This is a genomic window from Leisingera sp. NJS204 (genome assembly GCF_004123675.1).
Lineage (GTDB): Bacteria > Pseudomonadota > Alphaproteobacteria > Rhodobacterales > Rhodobacteraceae > Leisingera.
The window spans coordinates 2881209-2903166 of sequence record NZ_CP035417.1; the positions used below are offsets into that span (position 1 = coordinate 2881209).

Annotated in this window: 18 protein-coding genes and 1 tRNA gene; 9 read left to right on the forward strand and 10 right to left on the reverse strand. The window is 61.6% G+C overall.

Going from position 1 to position 21958, the window contains the following annotated elements; genetic code table 11:
- Positions 1–13: 13 nt before the first annotated feature.
- The 3 genes from ETW24_RS14195 (at position 14) to ETW24_RS14205 (ending at position 2706) form a co-directional block, all read left to right on the forward strand.
- The gene (locus tag ETW24_RS14195) at positions 14–823 is read left to right on the forward strand and encodes a TatD family hydrolase (RefSeq protein ID WP_129371653.1); all 810 of its coding nucleotides are present in this window, start codon (positions 14–16) and stop codon (positions 821–823) included.
- Positions 823–1620 (forward strand): MBL fold metallo-hydrolase, encoded by a 798-nt coding sequence (locus ETW24_RS14200; RefSeq protein WP_129371654.1) that lies wholly within the window; start codon positions 823–825, stop codon positions 1618–1620. Before ETW24_RS14195 ends, ETW24_RS14200 begins: the two co-directional genes overlap by 1 nt.
- 153 nt (positions 1621–1773) lie before the next feature.
- On the forward strand, positions 1774–2706 hold the full coding sequence (locus ETW24_RS14205; protein WP_129371655.1) for an AEC family transporter: 933 nt from the start codon (positions 1774–1776) through the stop codon (positions 2704–2706).
- An 87-nt stretch (positions 2707–2793) separates the two neighbouring features.
- Here ETW24_RS14205 and ETW24_RS14210 read toward each other — a convergent pair whose 3' ends face one another.
- From ETW24_RS14210 to ETW24_RS14220, 3 genes are all read right to left on the reverse strand, one after another.
- Positions 2794–3528 carry an aspartate/glutamate racemase family protein gene (locus tag ETW24_RS14210; RefSeq protein ID WP_129371656.1) on the reverse strand — a complete coding sequence of 245 codons (735 nt, stop codon included), beginning with the start codon at positions 3526–3528 and terminating at the stop codon, positions 2794–2796.
- 8 nt (positions 3529–3536) lie between these two features.
- Positions 3537–4229, reverse strand: a complete 693-nt coding sequence (locus tag ETW24_RS14215) for a GntR family transcriptional regulator (protein ID WP_129371657.1) — start codon at positions 4227–4229, stop codon at positions 3537–3539.
- An 83-nt stretch (positions 4230–4312) separates the two neighbouring features.
- Positions 4313–5227, reverse strand: a complete 915-nt coding sequence (locus ETW24_RS14220) for a LysR family transcriptional regulator (RefSeq protein ID WP_129371658.1) — start codon at positions 5225–5227, stop codon at positions 4313–4315.
- Positions 5228–5329: 102 nt separating this feature from the next.
- On the opposite strand from ETW24_RS14220, the gene ETW24_RS14225 reads away from it, so the two are divergent.
- The 6 genes from ETW24_RS14225 (at position 5330) to ETW24_RS14250 (ending at position 11597) form a co-directional block, all read left to right on the forward strand.
- Positions 5330–6457: an enolase C-terminal domain-like protein gene (locus tag ETW24_RS14225; protein WP_254695616.1), complete on the forward strand. Its 1128-nt coding sequence runs from the start codon at positions 5330–5332 to the stop codon at positions 6455–6457.
- On the forward strand, positions 6454–7707 hold the full coding sequence (locus tag ETW24_RS14230) for an NAD(P)/FAD-dependent oxidoreductase (protein ID WP_129371659.1): 1254 nt from the start codon (positions 6454–6456) through the stop codon (positions 7705–7707). Before ETW24_RS14225 ends, ETW24_RS14230 begins: the two co-directional genes overlap by 4 nt.
- A 49-nt stretch (positions 7708–7756) precedes the next feature.
- The gene (locus ETW24_RS14235) at positions 7757–8731 is read left to right on the forward strand and encodes a TRAP transporter substrate-binding protein (protein ID WP_129371660.1); all 975 of its coding nucleotides are present in this window, start codon (positions 7757–7759) and stop codon (positions 8729–8731) included.
- 73 nt (positions 8732–8804) lie between these two features.
- Positions 8805–9338 (forward strand): TRAP transporter small permease, encoded by a 534-nt coding sequence (locus ETW24_RS14240; RefSeq protein ID WP_129371661.1) that lies wholly within the window; start codon positions 8805–8807, stop codon positions 9336–9338.
- Positions 9339–9343: 5 nt separating this feature from the next.
- Positions 9344–10654 (forward strand): TRAP transporter large permease, encoded by a 1311-nt coding sequence (locus ETW24_RS14245; RefSeq protein WP_129371662.1) that lies wholly within the window; start codon positions 9344–9346, stop codon positions 10652–10654.
- A 4-nt stretch (positions 10655–10658) separates the two neighbouring features.
- The gene (locus ETW24_RS14250; RefSeq protein WP_129371663.1) at positions 10659–11597 is read left to right on the forward strand and encodes a hypothetical protein; all 939 of its coding nucleotides are present in this window, start codon (positions 10659–10661) and stop codon (positions 11595–11597) included.
- On the opposite strand, the gene ETW24_RS14255 is transcribed toward ETW24_RS14250, so the two are convergent.
- The 7 genes from ETW24_RS14255 to ETW24_RS14285 form a co-directional block, all read right to left on the reverse strand.
- Positions 11581–12483 (reverse strand): hypothetical protein, encoded by a 903-nt coding sequence (locus ETW24_RS14255; protein ID WP_129371664.1) that lies wholly within the window; start codon positions 12481–12483, stop codon positions 11581–11583. The genes ETW24_RS14250 and ETW24_RS14255 overlap by 17 nt on opposite strands.
- 72 nt (positions 12484–12555) lie before the next feature.
- Positions 12556–13926 (reverse strand): hypothetical protein, encoded by a 1371-nt coding sequence (locus ETW24_RS14260; RefSeq protein WP_254695617.1) that lies wholly within the window; start codon positions 13924–13926, stop codon positions 12556–12558.
- Between the two features lie 143 nt (positions 13927–14069).
- Positions 14070–15638, reverse strand: coding sequence for a class I SAM-dependent methyltransferase (locus tag ETW24_RS14265; RefSeq protein ID WP_129371666.1), 1569 nt, complete (start codon positions 15636–15638; stop codon positions 14070–14072).
- A 108-nt stretch (positions 15639–15746) separates the two neighbouring features.
- Positions 15747–18023: a glycosyltransferase family 2 protein gene (locus ETW24_RS14270; RefSeq protein ID WP_129371667.1), complete on the reverse strand. Its 2277-nt coding sequence runs from the start codon at positions 18021–18023 to the stop codon at positions 15747–15749.
- Between the two features lie 211 nt (positions 18024–18234).
- Positions 18235–18321 (reverse strand) — tRNA-Leu (locus ETW24_RS14275).
- A gap of 171 nt (positions 18322–18492) precedes the next feature.
- Positions 18493–20109 carry a caspase family protein gene (locus ETW24_RS14280; RefSeq protein ID WP_129371668.1) on the reverse strand — a complete coding sequence of 539 codons (1617 nt, stop codon included), beginning with the start codon at positions 20107–20109 and terminating at the stop codon, positions 18493–18495.
- A 208-nt stretch (positions 20110–20317) separates the two neighbouring features.
- A complete protein-coding gene (locus ETW24_RS14285) occupies positions 20318–21928 on the reverse strand; it encodes a peptidoglycan-binding domain-containing protein (protein WP_129371669.1) in 1611 nt (536 codons plus the stop codon).
- Positions 21929–21958: the final 30 nt, after the last annotated feature.

Here is a 21958-nt window from a genome sequence, read left to right on the forward strand (position 1 = left end):
CGGCAGAGGATAGATGACCGAAGCGACCCCCCAGATAACGGACAGCCATTGCCACCTGGACTTCCCCGATTTCGAAGGCCGGCTGGATGAGGTGATTGCCAGCGCAGCAGAGGCCGGCGTGACCAGGATGGTGACGATTTGCACCAAGATGAAGAATGAACCCGCGGTGCGTGCCATTGCCGATGCGCATGCGCCGGTGTTCTATGCTGCGGGCACCCACCCGATGAGCGCGGCGGAAGAGCCGATGGTCCCGGTGGATGAACTGGTTGCCCTTGCCAAACACCCCAAATTTGTCGGCATCGGTGAAACGGGCCTCGATTACCACTACACCGCCGACAGCAAGGACGTGCAGCAGGAGTCTTTGCGCATTCATATCGCGGCCGCCCGCGAAACCGGCCTGCCGCTGATCATCCACGCCCGCGCGGCGGATGACGATATGGCCCGCATTCTGGGCGAGGAGATGAAGAACGGCGCATATTCTTGCGTGATGCACTGCTTCTCCTCCTCGGCCGGGCTGGCCAGGGCAGCACTGGATCTGGGGTTCTACCTGTCGATGTCCGGCATTGCTGCCTTCCCCAAAAGCCAGGAGCTGCGCGATATCTTTGCCGCCGCTCCGGTGGAGCGCATTCTGGTTGAGACCGACGCCCCCTATCTGGCACCGCCGCCCTATCGCGGCAAACGCAATGAACCGGCCTATTCCGCCTTTACCGCCAAGGCGGGCGCGGAGGTTTTCGGCATGGACTACGCCGATTTTGCTGCGCAGACGCAGGCAAATTTCGACCGGCTGTTCTGGAAGGCTGCCCAGTATGAGGCCGCCGCCTGATGGCTGAGATGCGGTTCACCATCCTCGGCTCGGGGTCTTCGGGCGGGGTGCCGAGGATCGGCGGCCATTGGGGCGACTGCGACCCCGAGAACCCGAAGAACCGGCGCCAGCGGTGTTCAATGCTGGTGGAGCGTGTTGATGAGGGCGGCACCACATCCGTTCTGATCGACACAACACCAGACATGCGAAGCCAATTGCTGGATGCAGACGTCAGCCGCCTGGATGCGGTGGTTTACACACACTCCCACGCTGACCATCTGCATGGCATCGACGATCTGCGCATGGTCTATTTCAATATGCGCCAGCGCATCCCTGTCTATGCCGATGGTGCCACTCAGAACGACCTTCTGAACCGCTTCGGCTATGCCTTTGCGCAGCCGGATGGCTCTCCCTATCCGCCGATCCTGGACCTGAAGACCATTGGCGGGCCGTTCACAATAGACGGCCCCGGCGGCGAAATCACCTTTCGCCCGTTCGAGGTCAGCCATGGCTCGATCGACGCACTGGGGTTCCGGATCGGCGGGTTGGCCTATTTGCCGGATGTGTCCAGAATTCCCGACGCCGCCCTGCCAGAGCTGGAGGCGCTGGATACTTGGATCCTGGACGGGCTGCGGCGCACGCCGCATCCTACGCATTTCAGTTATTCCGAAGCGCTGGAGTGGTTCGCGAAGATGTCCCCCAAACGCGGCATCATAACCAATATGCATATCGACATGGATTACGCCACGGTCGAAGCCGAGACTCCGGACCACATCACGCCGGCCTATGACGGCATGGTGATCCGGGTTGAGCTATAGCGCAATGCCCAGGTCTGCCGCCGTGCGCCCAGGCCGTTTGGGCAGACCACAGACTTCATCTTTGCAAAAATACTCCCGCCGGAGGCATCTGCGGCCAGAAGCCGGACAAGCCCCCCTGAACGGCAGCATCCCTTGCCGTCAAGGAACAGGCTGATGTTTCAAAGCCTGATCGACGTCATCCTGCCGGTATTTCTGGTCGTCGGCGCGGGTTACGCCGCCACCGCGCGGGGCGTGCTGACCCAGACACATATCGAAGGCGTGATGAAATTCGCGCAGGGCTTTGCCATCCCCTGCCTGCTGTTCAAGGCGATGGCGAAGCTGGATCTGTCATCCAGCTTTGACCCGCGGTTGCTGGCGAGCTTTTATACCGGCGCCTTCACCTGCTTCCTGATTGGCGTGTTCGGCGCGCGGATACTGTTCAAGCGGGAGTGGGAGGACTGCATTGCCATCGGGTTCTGCTGCCTGTTCTCCAACTCGGTGCTGTTGGGCCTGCCGATCACTGAACGCGCCTTTGGGCCGGAGAACCTGACTGGCAACTACGCGATCATCGCCTTCCATTCGCCGTTCTGCTATGGCGTCGGGATCACCGTGATGGAGATCGTGCGCAATCGCGGCGCGGGCGGGATCAAGACCGTCTCGGCTGTGCTGAACGCAATGTTCCGCAATGTGCTGATCCTGGGCATCGCGCTGGGGTTTGCGGTGAACCTTTCAGGGCTGGCCATTCCGATGGTTGTGAGTGAAGCCCTGTCGCTGATCATCCGGGCCGCCCTGCCCTGCGCGCTGTTTGCCCTTGGCGGCGTGCTGGTGAAATACCGCCCCGAGGGCGATCTGCGGGCAATCCTGTTTGTCTGCTTCACCTCTTTGATGATCCATCCGGCGATCGTCTGGCTGCTGGGCTCGGCCTTGGCCTTGCCGCAGGATCTGTTCCGTTCGGGTGTTTTGAACGCGGCAATGGCGACCGGGTTCAACGGTTACATCTTTGCCAATATGTACGGGCGGGCCAAGCGGGTTGCGGCGTCTTCGGTACTGATTGCCACCGGGGCGAGCATCCTGACCGTGTGGTTCTGGCTTCTGGTGCTGAGCTGACAGCCGCAGCGCAGCAGCGTTGCGCCCGGCATCAGCCGGGCAGCGCCCGCCGTCACAGTGTCGGCGGGCGCTCGCGCAGGTGACAGGTCACCAGCGCGGGTCGTCCAATTCCAGCGGGAAGCCTTTGGGCAGCAGGCCGGCCTGGAACCAGTTCACAAAGGTGTGGATAGAGAACACCGGCAGCCCGGTGGCTTTGCGCACGTCGCGGGCATAGGGCACCATATTGGTGCATTCCAGCACGATGGCGCCAAGATCCGGAATGTCCGCAACCATCGCGCGGGCGGCGTCGATCATATCCAGCCGGCAGGCTGCAAAGTCTATTTCCAGCGCATCGCCCAGGATATCGCGGGTAAAACAGCGCAGACCGTCAGTGCCGGCAATCGGCGTGTCCAGCGGCACGCCTGCGGCCTCAAGATGCGCAGGCGTCAGAGTGGCCCTGGAAATCGTCAGGATGCCGCAGCGCTTGCCTGCGGGCAGCAGGGTCTGCACCATCGGAACCTGCATCAGCGAGGATGTCGCCACCGGCACCCCCAGCGCCTGTTTCACTTCGTCCTGGATCAGCGCCAGAAAGCCGCAGTTGGTGGTAATGCCGTCGGCGCCCATGGCGACCAGATCGCGGCCCGCATCCACAAACAGATCAACCAGTTCCTTGGGGTTGCCGCGCACCACGTTTTCGGGATTGGCACCGCGCACCACCTTGTAATGCACCGGAAAGTCCCAGGTCATTGCATTGCCCATATCGCCATGGATGCGGGGAAAACGGGTTTCCAGCATCAGGATGCCGACCGCTGCGCCAAAAACCGTTTTACCACCGTGTTCCATGGGGTCCCCTATTCATCCGGCACGTAAAGCTGAGAGAATGCGATGCGGACGGCTTCCGTCGCCTCTTCGCGGCGTTTTTCGATGTGGCTGCGCATGGCCGCTGTGGCAGCATCAGTATTGCGGGCAGCGATGCCTTCAACAATCTGGCGGTGAGCCGAGATATCGCCCGGCGCCTTGCCCCCTGCCCGGTCGCGCATGCGCTTGAGGTCAATCAGGCGGATATAGCGGATCCGGCCATTGAGATTGTTGAGGATCCGCTGCAATTCGCTGTTGCCCGAAAGTTGCGCCAGGCGGGCGTGAAAGCTTTCATCCATCGCCAGGAGCGCTTCCGGATCCGTCGCGCTTTGATACTCCGGCTCCATCCGGTTGAGGTAATCCGCCAGCGCCGCGATGTCGTCATCCGATGCGCGGGTGCAGGCGAGCCGGGTCGCCTCGCATTCCACCGCCACCCTGGCCTCGTAGAGGTCCATGATATAGCTGGGCGTCAGCGGGCGGCAGAAGAATCCGCGGTTGTTCTGAAAGGTCAGGAACCCTTCGGCCACCAGCCGGTTCAGCGCCTCGCGCAGCGGCGTGCGGCTGGCACCCAGCACCTCGGACAAGGCGCTTTCGTTGATCCGCTGGTCGGGCTTAAAGGCAAAATCCGCTGCCATCCGGCGCAGCGCCTCATAGACCCTGTCCACATTGCTTTCGCGTTTGGCCATGTTCCCGCCATTCGTTCATTCCGCGGTGCAGACTAGGTGAGCCATCAACCTCGTGCAATATTGAATTCTGGTTTGCATACAATTTACACGGCCGTCTGGGCACCGCCTGCAGTATATGGCGCCAGTTCCTGCTTCAGAAGCGCCAGGAACTCCTGCCCCACCGCAGACAGCGGCCGGGACCTGGATGTGATCACCGCCATTTCCATCATGATCCGCGGCCGGAACGGGCGGGAGATAAAGCCGCCGCCGATCTCGAAATCCAGCACAAAGGGATCAAGGATCGAAACCCCCATGCCTTCCTGCACAAAGCTGAGGAGGTTCTTGAACAAATGCGAATGCACACGGGTTTTCAGCGGAATGCCCGCCTGCTGAAATACCTCGCGGGTGCGGCGATGGGTCATGTGATCGGGACCCATGACGATGAACGGCACGCCTTCCAACAGTTCAGGCGTCAGCACGTCATGTTCAGCCAGCGGACTGTCAGCGGGCATCGCCAGCAGGGTTTCGACGTTGATAGGATGCGCCTCCAGCCCGTCGTGGATCAGGGGCATTTCGCAAACACCGATTTCGAAAAGACCCGCGATCACCCATTCCTGGATCTTCAGCGAATACTGCGCCTGAAAGGAGATCGACAGGTCCGGCCTTGTACGGGCGAAGCGGGCGATCAGCGCGGGCATGAATCCGAAGGACAAGGAGTGCTGCGAGGCGACCTGCAGCTGCCCTGCCTGTTTGTTCTGCAGGTCGGTTACCGCCTGTGCCACATGATCAAAACCGCGCACCACGGTATCGACCTCCTGAAACAGGACGCCTGCTTCGGGTGTCGGGATCAGACGGCCTTTGCTGCGCTCGAACAGTTTGAGGCGGGTCTGGCGTTCAAGCTGGTACAGCAGGTTGGAAATACCGGGCTGCGAGATACCCAGCTGCTCGGCCGCGCCGGTGACGGTGCCGGTTTCGACAATCGCGTGGAATGCCTGCAACTGGCGGAAGCGGAGGGACATCGGCAGCACATCATTTTTTATGATACTCTATTGAATTCTTTGTATTGGTAATGATGAACAAGTCAAGGCAAGCTTTGCCCAGCTTCTGGGAGGAAGAGCAAAGTGCTGGAACAAAAGATTGCCGGGATGGATCTGTGGCATCTCGCGCTGCCGGTGATGTCGCGCCGCGACCATGGGATCGGCTCTGTCGAGGGCTTTTGCGAGGTTGTGATCCTGCGGCTGCGCAGTGAAGGCGGGGCGGAAGGGTTCGGCGAGGCGTCGACCTGGTCGGTGTTCACCGGCACGCCGGAAGCGAGCCTGGCAGCACTTGACCGCTACATCCGCCCGCTAGTGGAGGGCCGCCGGGTGGCAGACCGCGCAGCGATCATGGAGGATGCTGCCAAGGCCGTCGCCCATTGCACCGAGGCCAAGGCGGCGCTGGAAAGCGCCCTGCTGGACCTGACCGGGCGGATCACCGGTGCGCCGGTTTGGGCGCTGCTAGGCGGCAAGTGCCGCGATACCATCCCGCTCAGCTGTTCGATTGCCGATCCGGATTTTGACAAGGACATCGAGCTGCTGCACAGGCTGCGCGCCGACAAGGTGGGGCTGATCAAGCTGAAAACCGGATTCAAGGATCACGCGTTCGACATCATGCGATTGGAACGGATCGCCAAGGATTTCCCGGAATTCCGGGTGCGGGTGGATTATAATCAGGGCCTGAGCATTGAAGATGCGCCGAACCAGGTGCGGGATATCGCGCAGTTCAAGCCGGATTTCATCGAGCAGCCAGTGCGGTTCCATCATTTTGGCATGATGGCCAAATTGCGCGGGATGATCGACGTGCCGCTGCTGGCGGACGAAAGCGTATTCGGCCCCGAGGACATGGTGCGGGCCGCGCGTGAGGGCATATGCGACGGCGTCTCTGTCAAGATCATGAAATCGGGCGGGCTGACCCGCGGTCAGACGGTGGCGCGGATTGCTGCGGCAAACGGGCTGTCGGCCTATGGCGGCGACATGTTCGAGGCGGGTCTCGCGCATCTGGCAGGCACCCACATGATTGCAGCGACGCCGGAGATCCGGCTGGGCTGCGAGTTCTATCAGGCGAGCTATTTCCTGAAGGAAGACATTCTGGAAACGCCTTTCCAGGTGGTGGACGGCCAGGTGGTGGTACCGGACGGGGCTGGACTGGGCATCAAACCTGACGTGGGTAAGCTGAACCGCTATGCGGTTTCCAAGAAAGTCTCGGCATGACACGGGAGAAGAAAACTGTTGCCATCATCGGCGCCGGTATTGTCGGTGTTTCGGCAGCGATTGAGCTGCAACGCGACGGGCATGATGTGATCCTGATCGACGGCAAGGGACCGGGTGAAGGCACCAGTCACGGCAATGGCGGCATTCTGGCCTCCTGCTCGATCGTGCCGGTGACGGGTCCGGGGTTGTGGAAAAAAGCGCCGAAGATGCTGCTGGACTCGAACCAGCCCCTGTTCATGCGCTGGGGATACCTGCCCAGGCTGGCGCCCTGGCTGATGAAATACATGAGCCATGCCAATGCCGAGGACACCAGCCGCATTGCTGCGGCCCTCGCGCCGGTTGTAGGCGATGCGCTGGCCGATCATCAGGCGCTGGCGGCGGGAACCGCGGCGGAACGGCACTTAAAGCCGTCCGATTACCTGTTCCTCTACAATGACCGGGCGCATTTCGCAGAGGACGCCTTTGGCTGGGGTTTGCGCAAGACGCACGGCTTTGACTGGGATGAACTGGAGGGTGCGGATGTCCGGGCTTATGATGATATCTATGCGCCGGAACTTGGCTTTGCCGCGCGGCTGAAGGATCACGGGATCATCTCGGATCCCGGCCGGTATGTGAAGGATCTGGCGGCACATGTGGTGGCCAACGGCGGCCAGTTGATCCAGGCTTTTGTTACTGATGTGGCCCGCGAGAACGGACAAGTGACCGGCGTGCGGGCGGGCGGTGAGACCATTCCCTGCGATGCCGTTGTTGTTGCCACCGGCGTCTGGTCCAAGCCGCTGGCAGAGAGATTGGGAATTTCCGTACCACTGGAAGCAGAACGCGGCTATCATCTTGAATTATGGGAGCCTTCGGCGATGCCAAAGGCGCCTGTGATGGTGGCAGCGGCCAAATGCGTGGTGACCCCGATGGAGGGAAGGATCCGGATTGCGGGCATTGTGGAATTCGGCGGGCTGGAGGCCGGGCCGTCAAAAGCCCCGCTTGAGCTGTTGCGCAGGAACGCGCGGCGGATCCTGCCCGGTGTCACCTGGAAGCACGAAGAGGAATGGCTGGGCTACCGCCCGGCGCCGGCAGATTCGATCCCGGTGATCGGCGAAGTGCCGGGCCTGAGAGGCGCCTTTGTCGGCTTTGGCCATCATCACATCGGCCTAACCGGCGGGCCAAAGACAGGCCGCCTGCTGGCGCAGATGATTTCGGGCCGCACCCCGAACATGGATATGGGCGCCTATGACCCGGCGCGCTATGCGATTTGAAACCAACCAGTGCCCCTGAAGGGGCCGAAACTGAAACAGGGAGAAGACCATGAAGAAATTGACCAGACTGCTTGCCGCCACCGCGTTGACGGCGGCTGCCGCCCTGCCCGCCGCTGCGGAGACCTGGGACATGCCGATGGCCTATTCGGCCTCCAACTTCCACTCGGCCACAGGTGCCGAGTTTGCTGAATGCGTGACCACCGGCACCGGCGGCGAAGTTGAGATCAAGACGCATCCGTCTGGCGCGCTGTTCAAAGGCGCCGACATCAAACGCGCGGTGCAGACCGGCCAGGCACCGATTGGCGAGCGGCTGCTGTCCGGCCACCAGAATGAGAACGCGTTGTTCGGCTTTGACTCGATCCCGTTCCTGGCGACCTCGTTTGATGACAGCGACAAGCTGTGGAAAGCCGCCAAACCAGCGATTGAGACGCTGCTGGCCGAGCAGAACCTGACACTGCTTTATGCCGTGCCGTGGCCGCCGCAGGGGCTGTATTTCAAAAACGAGGTGAATTCGGTAGCCGAGATGAAGGGCATCAAGTTCCGCTCCTACAACAATGCCACCTCGCGGCTTGCAGAGCTGACGGGCATGCTGCCGGTGACCATCGAGGCGGCTGAGATCAGCCAGGCCTTTGCCACTGGTGTTGCGGAATCCATGGTCTCGTCCGGCTCCACCGGTTACGACCGCAAAGTCTGGGAAAGCCTGAGCTATTTCTATGAAGTGGACGCCTGGCTGCCGCGCAACTACGTGTTTGTGAACACCGAAATCTGGAACGGCACATCCCCGGCCAACCGGAACGTGATCCAGGGCTGCGCCAAGCTGGCCGAATACGCGGGCAACTGGCGCGCCAAGGAATACACCGGGTTCACCCTGCAAGGTCTGCGTGATGGCGGCATGACTGTCGGCCCGGCTTCGGATCAGATGGCGGGCGAGCTGAAGGAAATCGGCGTCACCATGACCAATGAATGGCTGGAAGCCGCAGGTGACGAGGGCAAGGCCATCGTCGACGCCTTCCGCGCCGACTAATCAGACCGATTGATACGGGCGGCGCGGCAGGTGCCGCCCGTATTCTCATAAAAGAACGACTGATGGGGATGATATGACTGTGCTCAGGGGGCTGCGCTCCGGACTCGATTTTCTGTATTTTGCGGCGGGGGTGCTGGCCGCCTTTTGCCTGATTGCCATTTTAGGCCTGATCGTTGTCCAGATGCTGGCCCGCTGGACCGGTGAAGTCTTCCCTGGCGCGCCGGATTACGCTGGCTATGCAATGGCCGCGGCGTCTTTCCTGGCTTTTGCCAATGCGCTGAACCGGGGCAGCCATATCCGGGTGTCGATCCTGCTGAATGCAGTGCCCGATGGTTTCCGCCGGATGCTGGAGATCTGGTGTTTTGGCATCGGCACTGGGGTGATGTGGTATTTCACCTATTACGCCTACCGCTTTGTCTACTGGAGCTGGAAATTCAACGACGTGAGCCAGGGCCAGGACCGCACGCCCTTGTGGATACCGCAAAGCGTGATGCTGTTCGGCGGCGCCGTTCTGGCCGTCGCCCTCACCGACCATCTGATCCATGTGATTTTTCGCGGCGACCACCGCATCACCCGGGATCTGGACGACCAGAGCCACGCGGAGTAAGCCCCATGGAAAATATCTCAGTCATCATTCTGTTTCTCTTCGTGCTGTTCACCCTTCTGGGGTCCGGCGTCTGGGTTGGCCTGGCGCTGATGGGCGTGGCCTGGGTCGGCATGGAGCTGTTCACCACACGGCCCGTGGGCGATGTCATGCTGACCACGATCTGGTCGGCGTCTTCCAGCTGGACCTTGACGGCACTGCCGATGTTCATCTGGATGGGGGAAATCCTCTATCGGACGCGATTGTCCGAGGACATGTTCAAAGGGCTGGCGCCCTGGATGGCGCCTTTGCCCGGCGGGCTGGTGCATACCAATATCGTCGGCTGCACGGTGTTTGCCGCGGTCTCCGGCTCCTCTGCGGCAACACTGACCACCGTGGGCAAGATGTCGATCCCCGAACTGCGCAAGCGCAACTATCCTGAAACCATGGTGATCGGCACGCTGACGGGTGCTGCAACGCTGGGGCTGATGATCCCGCCGTCGCTGACACTGATTGTCTATGGCGTCACCATCAATGAATCGATCACCAAGCTGTTCTTTGCCGGCATCCTGCCGGGGCTGGTGCTGGCAGCGATGTTCATGGGCTATGTGGCGATCTATTCCAAGGTCGGCAAGGACTGGAACCCAACCCCCGAGGCCAAGCTGAGCTTTGCCGAGAAGGTGAAGAACTCCCGCTTCCTGGCGCCGGTGATTGCGCTGATCATTGTGGTGATCGGGTCAATGTACCTAGGCATTGCCACCGCGACCGAGGCCGCAGCATTCGGGGTCATCGGTTCGCTGCTGCTGGCATTGGGCCAAGGCTCGCTGAACTGGAAGACCTTCACCGAAAGCCTGATGGGCGCCACCCGCACCAGTGCGATGATTGCGCTGATCCTGGCCGGCGCGGCCTTCCTGTCGCTGTCGATGGGGTTCACCGGCCTGCCGCGCGGGCTGGCGGATCTGATTGCCGGCTGGGAGCTCACGCGGCTGGAGCTTTTGATGGTGCTGCTGGTGTTCTACATCGTGCTGGGCTGCTTCCTGGATGGCATCTCTTCGGTGGTGCTGACCATGGCGGTGGTAGAGCCGATGATCCGGCAGGCGGGCATCGACCTGATCTGGTTCGGCATCTTCATCGTGGTTGTGGTGGAAATGGCGCAGATCACCCCGCCGATCGGCTTCAACCTGTTTGTGATGCAGGGCATGACCCACCACGAGATGAGCTATATCGCCCGTGCCGCGATTCCGATGTTTCTGATCATGGTGCTGATGGTGTTTGTGCTGATCGCCTTCCCGGAGCTGGCGACCTACCTGCCGAACAACCTGCGGCCAGGGCCTGCCTAGCCTCATGCTGCGCGCGCTCGCCTTTGCCGCCCGGCATGGGCGGGCCGCGCTGGTTCTGGGGCTATTGGCCGGGCTGTTGCTGCCCGGTCTTGCCGCAACGCTTCAGCCCTGGCTGCCGGAAATGGTGGCCGGGCTTTTGTTTTTGAACGCCTACAGGATCGGCTTGCGCAAGGCTGCCGGCGGGCTGGCGGACGGGATTGGCACCGTCAAAGCCATTGCGCTGCTGCAAGTGGGGCTGCCGCTGCTGGCCTTGGGGCTGGCATCATTGTTCGGCGTGGCGCAGACCCCCGCCGCTGTGGCGCTGATCCTGATGCTGAGCGCGCCTTCGGTCACCGGCAGCCCCAATATCACCGCGCTGATGGGGCATGCGCCGGAACCTGCCTTCCGCTTGCTGATCCTTGGCACCGCGCTGATGCCGCTGACAGTAATTCCAGTATTTCTGCTGGCCCCCGGCCTGGGAGGCCTTGGGGATGTGCTGCGCGCGGCAGGGCGGCTCATTGGCGTGATTGGCATCACCGTGGTCTGCGCCTTCCTGCTGCGCCGCCTGACCCTGCCGCAACTGCGCGAGGATCAGGCCAAGGCTATCGACGGGCTGACAGTGATCGCGCTGGCAGTGATCGTGGTTGGCCTGATGGCGGCGCTGGGGCCTGCGTTGCGCGCCATGCCTTTGCTGGTGCTGCAATGGCTGGGCTTTGCGCTGGCTGCCAACCTCGGCCTGCAGGCGCTGACATTCGCAGTGATGCGCCGCCGCGCGGGCAGTGGGGCCGTGCCAGTCTCCGTTGTCGCCGGCAACCGGAACTTCGCTCTGTTTCTGATCGCCCTGCCCGCAGCCACAACCGATCCGCTGCTGATCTTTCTGGGCTGCTACCAGATCCCGATGTATCTGACCGCAATCCTGATGAAGCCGCTATACGGTCGCGCAGCACTCAGGACAGAAATGTAACGCCAGTCATCCGGCGGATCAGCTCGGCATCAGCCTGGTAGCTTTCACTCATCTCATCCACCAGCGGCTGCGACCAGCCCGGCAGATCGATTTCCTCCTCCACCGCCTCCTCCGAGTGGAAGTAGCTGAGGAACAGTGCGCGCACCCGTTCACGCTGGTCTTCCGACAGGCCGGGACGGTTTGCCAGATAGGCCTCCAGCCGCTCGTATCCCGCCTCCGAAATGATGCCGCGGGTAATATCCAGTTCGCCGTCAAAACGGAAACCGTCGCCCAAACCCGTCACCTGCCCCAAAATGTTGGGCCAGATCACCGGCGTTTCCTCGTTGCACCAGACCGTGATGCGGCAGCCGGGGTTGCTGTCCTGAATATCTGCAACCACGTCCGACCAGCGCAGATTCAGAAAATCCGTGCCTGCGGCAAACTGCTCCCAGGTGCGGTTGGACTGGGATTTAAACACCGGTCCGATCAGCGTGGCCGGATTGCGCAGGCCCAGGAAAAACTCGCACGGATTGCCCGGGAAGACTGTTCTCAGCGCCGCGGCATTGCTGCCCGCATTGCGATAGAGCCGCCCGCCGTTGAGCATCCAGCCCGGCACCCCGAGAAAACCGGAGTTGGTCAGGATGATCCGCGAAACACTCTGATCCTTGACCATGCCGTCCAGCAGCGCCGCGCGTTCCTGGTCGGTGACGGTGTCCTGGTTCTGCTTGCGCAGCATTTGATTGAGCGCTGCCATGTAGGTGCCCGGGCGGCGGATCATCACGCCCTGCGCCAGAAGCCGCTGCGCATCCTTGCGCAACGACCAGGTCAGCTGGCCGTTGTCGGTGTTTGGCGCCCCGACGTGGAAAGCAAGGGTTATGTCCCGCATGTCAGTTTCTGCCTGGTTCATCGTCCTGTCCGGTCTTCGCCCTTTCCCTGCTCAGCATTTGGTCCCGGCGCGCGGTCCGGCGGATTTCACATGTCATAGCCGCGCCTTCATCCGGCGGAAGAACCTGTCATCCCGTTGGCGCAAAACATACTCGCAGGCTTGTTTCGCAAGACGCGGATGGCCGCGGTCCAAGGCCAGATTGGCCAGCTCCCGCTGAAACCGGGGGAATTCGTGGCGTTTGCGCAGCAGGCCATGAAACTGGTGCGGTGTCAGGTCACCGGAAATGGCGCCGCGGGCAATCTCCTGCAGGACGCCCATCTGCTGCAGCGAGGATCCCAGCCGGTGGCCCAGCAGCGGGCAGCGCCAGAAGGTGACATTTGCCCCGGAAAACCGCGCCGCATGGGCCGCGTCCGGCGCCACGTATGGGTCGAACATGATATGCACATCGCCCGCCGCCTGGCTGGCCAGGGAGGCATCCCCGAATGGTCCGGAAAAATCCCTGTCCCACACTTTCTTGTAGCGCATTTCCCAAGGCACCAAGGTCTTGTCGAGGGTGGATTGCGGGCTGATTGCAAACACCGTCGATCCGGGCGCCGCCGCCGCAAAGGCCGCCGCTGCATAGCCGCCCATCGAGGCGCCGTAGAACACCACCCGTGAAAACTGCGCAAAGAAACCACTGTCGCGCAGTTCCTCGAACTTGGCGGACACTTCCTGATGGCGGAACCAGGTCCAGCCATTGGCCATCACCCCCAGCATCGACCAGCCCTGCGCCTCAATGAAGCTGAAGCCCCAGGGCCGCCGGTCATCGCGTTTGGTCATCGCAATATCAAGGTTGTCGAAGGTCACCACCAGCGTTTCGCCACGCGGCATGAACAAAAAGGAATGTTCTTCCAGCTCGTCAAAGAAGCCTTCCTTGCCGGCCAGCTGGCGGGCCACCTTGGACCACTCACCCGAGGGCGGCAGCACCTCCTGCGGTTCGGCGGAGAGGATTGCGAGGCCGTTCTTGCCAGCCTCCGGCGGCACCAGCGTATTGCAGCTGCCATAGGCCTTGAGGAACGGGTAGCTGCCCGACCCTTTGCGGATTTCAATCACCAGACGGCTAAGCGGATGCAGCGCGCGGTCCAATATGGGCGCGGCGTTCTGGATCTTGTGGCGCGCGCCAAAGCTGTTCAGCGTCAGGATAACGTCATAGCTGCCCAAGTCCTGCGAAGGTGCCACAACCCGGATCGCGTCCCGGTCCACGCCGCCCTGTTCAAGCCGCGCCTTCCAGGTTTGCAGCTGCGCCGCATCGGGTTGTTTGGCCTGCCCCTTGCGGTCGCAGGAAACCAAATCAATGGTGCAGCCGTAGCGCTGATACAGAAGGATGCACAACTCCGGTGCCTGACCGTTGATATCGGCGACCGTGCGAACGTCGTCGGCATCCAGTGCCGGCAGCACGCCTTTGAAATCAAATCCTTCACTCATCATCCGTCGTCAACTGCCCTTCAGGGACTCCCCGGCACCGGGCCGCCCCGTGCCGGCAGCCATCTGCCCGTGGAAAACACCGCAATTCCGCAGCCTTCTTTTGCGCTGCTCTATCCGAAAAAGATTAAGGATCCGGTTACCGGTCACGCCTCTTGTCCGGCACGGGTCAGAACTGTGGAATATTTGCCGTGCTTGGCCAGGACCTTGACAGTGCCGAAACTTTTCATGGCGCCAATGCCGCCGGACCCCTTGCGGATATCCAGAACAATCCCGCCGCCAGGGCTGATCTGGCTGTTGAACAGATCCTGATAGGTGCCGACGGGATAGTGGAACCCGCAAGACGCAAGGCTGATCACCAGATCAAAGGCACCAAGCGCTGCGGTGTCTTCGGTCTTGGGATTGATGGTGGTGATTTTTCCGGCCGGCACGCCGTTCTTTTCCAGAAACGCGCGGGCGGTCTCAAGGCTGGTATAGCCTGCGCCCTCCCCCTCAAAGCCGAAATGACGGCTGTTGCCCTCTTCGATATCAATCAGCGCGATGCTGCAGCCATAGCGGCGGTGCAGCAGCAGGCTGGCAAAGGCATACCCGCAGCCGATGTCCGCGGCCCGTTCGGGCGCTATGGGATCGGTGGCCTTCAGAAAGAAATCACATTCCCGTTCCGCGATCCGGATCGATTCATGCAGAATGTGCTGCCGCTGCGACCGGGCTTCTGCCAGCAGCAGTTCTTCGTCACCTGCCATCCAGTCCTTGATGGTCTGGCCGGAACTTGCCAATTCCGAGCGTTGCAGCAGGATGTTGGCGACGTCCTGGTCGCTGAACATCGAGTAATCCAGCGCTGCCGGGTCGGTTTTTTCCACGGGTATTTCTTCCGGTTCAGGGGCCGGTTGCAGCAGGTGGCGGGTTTTTTCCGCATCAATCCCATGCTGGGCCAGCAAATCATGGACATAGCAGCCTTCGGCGGGCACGCCGCCGTATTTGGCCGCGATGTTGCGGAAGCGGCGGCCCCAGAAGTGGATCGACAGCGTGTCGCTGCGGATATGGCCGCGTGCCTGGTTCGGGCGGTTCGGGTTCAGCACCACACCGGCCCGCTTGAACGGTACAGGATAAATCACATGGCCAGGACGGGAATTCTTGACCTCTCCGGTTTCCTGAAGGAACCAGGTGAGCGCGTCCGGCCCCCAGACCCCCCAGGGCAAAAGCGAGACATGAACCCCCTGCCCGCTGTCCTTAAGCGCCTGCAGTTCGGCCTGTTTTTCAGCGCTGTACCAGGGCGGTATGGGATATTCATCGCTGGTGAAGCGCAGCATCGCCGCCAGGGTCTTGGAGGTTTTGGGCAGCCGCAGAACCCCGTTGTTGACCATCGGTTTGTCGTCTGAGATCCAGCCATGGAAATGCTTGCCCTTGATGTTCCAGGGCTGGCAGCAATAGGCATCGGTATCAGCCCAGATGTAATTGGTCTTGCGCAGCAAATGCAGGCGGAAGACATCGGCATGATAGGCCGGGCTGCCGGTGCGGGCGTGGCGGATGATGCGGTCGGCAGGCAGGATCTCATTGGCATCCGCTACTTGCACCCCGTCTGGCACGCCCTTGACCTCGTCATAGGTGAATAGCACCACCTCGTGGCCGTGATCCAGAAAGGACTGCAGGCAAAGCTGCTCCAGCCAGCTGAGTTCTGGACCCACCCATAGTGACGCAATGGCCGGAAGTGCCATGATGACTGCCCCTCAAAAAACTAATTAATGCAGCTGTTTATCAGTGCTTCTTTGTTAACGGAATTTAGCCCGCGGCCCGGAGTCCTGTCAATGTGCAGACCACCGGGATCAATGGTTGGTTTCGCCCCGCTCTACCGTGAACCAGAAATCGCTGCCCGGCTCCTTTTCGGCGATCTCGTCAGGGATAACTCCGGGGCCGCTCAGAAAGACATTGGCGCCGAAATGCGCGTGCATCCGAGACAGCTTGCACAGCTTACCGCCGGTCAGCTCCTGGAACAGCTCCAGCATGTCATCGCGGAGTTTCAACTCCTCAATCTTCTCGCGGTGTTTGCGGCTGGCGTATTCATGTGCTGTGGCGATATCCGGGTCTGCCAGCAGCCGCGCCATCTCTGCCTCCAGCGCCGGGATCATGCGCTGGATTGACCTCTCATCCTCAGCGTTGTTGTTCATCCGGAACCAATAAGACAGCCCCTGATCGCGGTCCACGTGGTTCACCCGGCCGCGGTCGCGCTTGACCAGAAAGCTTTCGGCGCTGCGCACGGCGTAATGATTGAGCTGCACCAGGTCATAGCCATAGGTATCCATCGACGAACGCCAGCCGTTGCGGAACATCTCCCGCGGCATGTCCTGGCCGGAGCCGTTGACCCAGCGGATGTCCTCCCACAGCTGCGGTTTCAACCCCTTGGGGCGGTGGACCCCCAGCTTCTTGAAGATACCGGTGTTGCGGAACAGGGTTTTGAACCCCCAGGCCTGGTGCGGTTTGCGGGTCATTTCAAAGGCACAGCGGGTGAATTCCCGGGTGATCAGATCGCGGGTGAAATCGCGCACGTCATTGTTGCCGAACAGCCGCCAGGTCATTGCGATCATATTGGCGTTGCCCACGGCCTGAAACAGGTCGGACAGCCGGCCATCGCCGCATTTGATGTTGATGAACTCATCCACATCCATACAGACCAGCCAGTCTGCGTCCCGGATCACCGGCTCTTCCTCCGCCGCCTGCAAGGCCGCGTGCTGCGGCTTCAGATCCGTATTGCGGAACGGGTTTTCGCGGTGCTGGACGATGCCCTTGTCCTGCAGCAGCTGCAGCATCGTATCGGTACCATCGGTGCAGTCATTGGTGTAGACTAGAAAATCATCCACCCCGATTGCGCGGTGGTAGGCCAGCCATTCCAGAATGAACGGACCTTCGTTTTTCATCGTGGTGACGATGGCGGTCCTGGGCTTGCCACGGCGCCGCTTAATCGCATCCTCAGGAGGGATACGCACAGGCTTGGCGTTGAAATAGCCCGTGGCCAGCGCCAGCAGTTCCGGTGTTTCCACCAGGCTGGTCTTTGGCACGATCTTGGACACCGTGTCGGTTGGATGCCGCAGAGCCATGCAACGATAGAACCGCAGATCCTCTGCCGGATCAGGCTCTGCCCCGACCACCCGGATCAGCCGCCAAATGCAGTTCCCGCCGGCTGTGGCCGGTGCCACGCACCAGCGCGGCCGCAGCCCTGTGGCATCAAACTGCGTGCAGATGTGATCCGCAAAAGACGCCTGGTCGCCCCTGCGCACCCGCCATGGATAGGCCTGCACTCCGCCCAGCCGCAGACAGCCCGTCGGCGCGGCGACGGCCCGGTCAAAGACATTCGGCCCCTCATCCGGCGCCAGCAGGTCGAATAGGTCGATGTTGGCCACTGCCCGTGCCCGCGCCAAGAAGCGGGCACGCAGGATCTCATAGATCAGAAACTCACCCAGCGGTGCCCGCCAGGGATCGGCAGGCGGGATCTCCATCCGGTCTTTGCCTGGCGCCCCCGGCACGTTGAACGGATGCGCCTCTACCGGCAGATTATCCTTGCCCAGGGGCAGTTTGGAATGCACTACCACGACCCGTTCAAGCCCCTTGATGGAGCCAGCAAGCGTTTGCAATTCCTCTATAAAACGGCGGCTGTCTTGCGGATGCGCCCGGTCGAGGATGACAGCCCCCTGCAGACCATGCTGCGCCGTATGGAACCGCAGCCATTCGGCCGCAGTTCGGGCCGTTTCACCATTGCGGACAGCGGCCAGTACATTGAGCCCGGCAAACAGGTCTGTCTCCTCCGGGTGGAGCGGAACGTTGTAAAGCGCCCCTTCAGCAGAAACCGTGACCACGCTGGGGCCGTCCGGAATCTCAGCCTCCAGAACCGGCGCGCCGCCATAGTTGTGCAGGGCTGTCTTGTCCGCCGGGGACGCAATACCCAGCCCTTCCCGCGCGGTTCCGGATTTGAAGAACAGGCGGGCAACCCGTCCGTTGGACGCACGCAGTTCCACGGCGTCCAGCAGGGTATTTCCCGCCAGGGACAACGCGCTGAGTTCGCGTTCAAGGATCATGCCGTCGCAATTTCCGGGGTCTGAACTGGACATACTGCTGCATCACGTTTTTGCGTTGTTGGCTCCGAATGCCAGGCACAAGGAACGCAGCCGTTTATAGCCGGCCCGCAGATCTGCCGGAACCGGGAAACGCCGCCAGCACCCGCCAAAGGGTCCGGCAGCTGATATTCCCGCAACAGACCGGCGCGCGTATACAGCTGACGCACAATCGCATCGGCGTTTCAACAAATTTTCAGGTATAAGTTGGTGCGGTCGAGAAGACTCGAACTTCCACTCCGGTTAAGGAACAGCGACCTCAACGCTGCGCGTCTACCAATTCCGCCACGACCGCACTGTCTTAGGCTTGGTGTCGAGGCGTATAGACCAGCCCGGATGCGATGTGAAGCTGAAAATCATCTTTTTTGAACAGAATATGCGCCCCGGCAGGCGACGCAGCATAAGCGTTGGAAAACAGCCGGGTATCCGGCTGCCTCCGGTTTCTCAGCACCCCCTGGAAGCAGCCTCAGTTGCCCTGGGCTGCCAGCTGGCGGCGCAGCACCATCTCGCCCGACATCTGGTCATAATAAGCCGGGAACTGATTGTGATTCACAGTGGCGGCCAGATCCTGCACATCCCGGCGCACCTGTTTGGCCAGCTGGTGCAGCGTCATGCCCGGCTGGTTCAGGCGCGACAGCAGCGCCCGGGTGAACACCGAATTCGGATTGGCGTCATTGTCCGACAACCGGTCCAGCGCGGTTTGCCCTGCCCCGGCGGAATACAGAATAAAGGCGCCCTCCGGCGGCTCCATCCGCACCAGGCCGCGGGTGCCGCCGACCGAACGCTGGCCGTCCTTCGGGAAGGGATTGTTGCGGCAGGCGTCCAGGATCATGATGGTTGAACGCGCACCTTTGCGCTGGAAAGTGCCAAGCACCCGGTCGGCGGCAATGCTTTCCCCGGTCAGGAAGCTTTCATCGCCGAAATTCACCATCGGCACATCAGAAGGCAGCAGGTAATTGCGACCGTCGATCTCAACCCCGTGGCCGGCAAAGTAAAATAGAACTTCATCCCCCGGCTTGATCTGATTGGCAAAGGCCGAGACCGCGCTGTTGATGTCGCGGCGCCCCGCGTCATACAGCGTGGTCACCTCAAAACCGAGCGCCCCAAGCGTATTGCTGACCGCCAGAGCATCGTTGCGCGCCTTTTGCAAGGCGGTGAGGTTCTGGTAGCCGTCAACACCGATCACCAATGCGCGGCGGCTGATCAGAGGGGCAGCACTATCGTTTTGCTGCAGCAGAACCGGGGTTGCTGCAGTTCCGCTGCCCTGGACGACCGCGCCGTTCTGGATCAGCGCCTGCCCCTGTGCGGCGGCCATTACCTGCCCCTGCGGCACGAACTGCCCCTGCTGCATGAACTGGCCCTGCTGCTGGCCTTGCGGCATAAATTGGCCTTGCACTTGTGACCGCGGCACGAACTGCCCTTGCTGGCCCTGAAACTGAGGCTGCTGCGGAATGCCGTATGTCTGGGCGGTGGCTGCAAACCCCATCTGCTGCTGGCCGTATTGCTGCTGCGCACTCTGCCCGTATTGCTGCGGCACGCCATAGGTGCCGGTGCTGTTCCCGGCCATGGTGGCCTGGGGCAAGCCATAGGGCTGCTGCGGCTGTGGCTGCGGTGCCATCCGCTCGGCCAAATAGATCTTCAGCAGCCCGCGCGGCCCGTCGGGATGTGCCATCGCTTGCTGGCTGGCGAGATAGCCGCTGGTTTGCGCCCGCTGAAAGGAACTGATCAGAAGGTCTTTCTCGAACTCATTCAACTGCCCGGTGACAGGGTAACCCAGATAAGCCTGATAGGTGGAAGCCGCCTCACGCGTTTTACGGCCCAGCTGACCGTCGACTGCACCCGCGGGGAAGCCGAAGTAGTTCAGCGATTCCTGAATTTGGCGGCCTTCCTGAGTAGACGGCAGCCGGGAACGCCGGGGCGCCTTACTGCCCGAGCGCCTTTGATTCTTGGACAGGGCGCCGCCGATGATGCCGCCAAGGATGGCGCCGGCAGCAAAATCACCCGCATCAGCAGAAACACGGGTGGCCGGCGTCATTGCCAGCGCAGAACAGATAATGAATGTGGAAAGCAGCTTGAACCGCATAAACACCCCCTAAGACAATGCACTTTTTGATTGCATAAATTGCATTCAAGACCGCGCGGTGTCAAAGGCTGAAATCCAGCATTTAATGGAAAAAACCGGCCACAGCCGCCAGGACGCCCCAGGGTCCCGGCAGTATAGAAATTCTATGCAAAAAAATGGCCGGCAATTCTGCCGGCCACTTGCATTCAACAGCTGCGGCAAACAGCGGTCAGTCAGTGGAGAACGACGGCAGGGCCGTACTGCCGGAGGCCTGCACCGGCTGCACCCGGCCGCCTGCCAGCTTGGCCGAGGCTGTCTTGATCAGCTCTGCCCGCTCAGGCTGTCCCGGAGCAAAGACAGGTGCCGCGCCGCTTTCCAGCGAAATCACGGCCATGCCGTACCAGTCCTGCGCCCGCTCTGCCGTGACCGGCGCGCCAAAACCCAGAGCCAGATGGTGGCCGATCAGCTCAGCATAGGGACGCTGGCCGGTGCCGGTCAGGATCAGCGCAGCGCCCAGCGCCACGTCCATGTCATCGCGGCGGTAGCCGGAGAACAGGCAAATACCAGCGGTATTGGCCAGCTGCTCTAGCGACATGCCGGACTGCAGCACGAACTTTTGCACATCGCCCATCACTTCGCCGCTGCCCGCGGTTCCCAGTTTGGCCAGGAAGGGCTGCACAGCCGGGCCGAATGCATCGCATTGGCTGTCGATTTGCGCTTGCGAAACGCCCTGAACCTTGCCGGCCCGGGTCTCGCCCGCGTTGATGGCATAGGTGCGGGCAAGGCAGAACTGCTCACCCAGCGCCAGTTCCGGATCGGTCATGCTTGCGGCCGTCATGAAGCCGCCGTTGGAGCTGGTCAGCAGGCTGACCTTGCTGCAATAGCTGGTGAGCGAGGCGCTTTGCGCCGACTGGTCAAACAGGGTGATGCCGCCCAGCGAGGCGCTTTCCTGCCCGGCAAAGGCTGTCACTGTGCTGCGGTTTTGCTGTGCGGCCTGGACCGGAGCGGTTTCACCCGTATCCGCCATTCTGCAGGTGCCCTGATGGCAGGCAAAACTGGCGGGTGTCACGCCGCGCGCCAGGAAGTCATTGCGCTGATAACCCTGCGGGGTGGAGGCAAACACCATCACCGAACAGTTCGAGGCACCGCACCAGAAGGAGGAGCCGGAGACCGAAGTGTCGAGCACATAATCGTTCCGGCCATCGCCGTTCAAATCCGCCAGCTGCATGAAGCCGGTGCGCTGCAGCAACTGTTCCCCGGTCGGCTCGGAGCTGGCGGCGATCTCATCCACCGCCTGGCTGACTTCGGACGGCAACCCGCCGTAGCCGCCGCCGCTGTAGCCGCTTCCTGCGGTCCTGACGCCCGCAGCTTCATTCCGCCAGCTGTGCAGCAATCCCCGCACTCCGTTGGGGCCTTGCATCGCCTTGATCACCTGCGGGCCGCCGATTTGCGCCCGGCTGTAGGAGCTGACCAGGAAATTGCGTTCATACGGGGCCAGATAACCCGTGGCCGGATAGCCCATGTGAACCTGATACTGTGAAATGGCCGCGCGGGACCGCCTGCCCAGCACCCCATCCGGTGTACCGGAATGGAAACCGAAGTAATTCAAGGCAACCTGGGTTTCACGGTTCTGCGCCCTGGTGGCGGAACTTGCCGGCGCGCGGCGGTAAGTGGTGGCACGGCGCTGGCGCTGTTTATTCCTGTGAACTTCATTGACGATAACCCCGCCAATCACCCCTCCGACAATTGCGGCGCCCAAATCGCTCGCGGTCGCAGGGCTGGTGAATGACGTTGCCAGAAAAGCGGCCGTCAATGCCGGCTTAAGCGGCTTGGAAAGCATGATACTCGCCCCCTATAGATACAAACAATG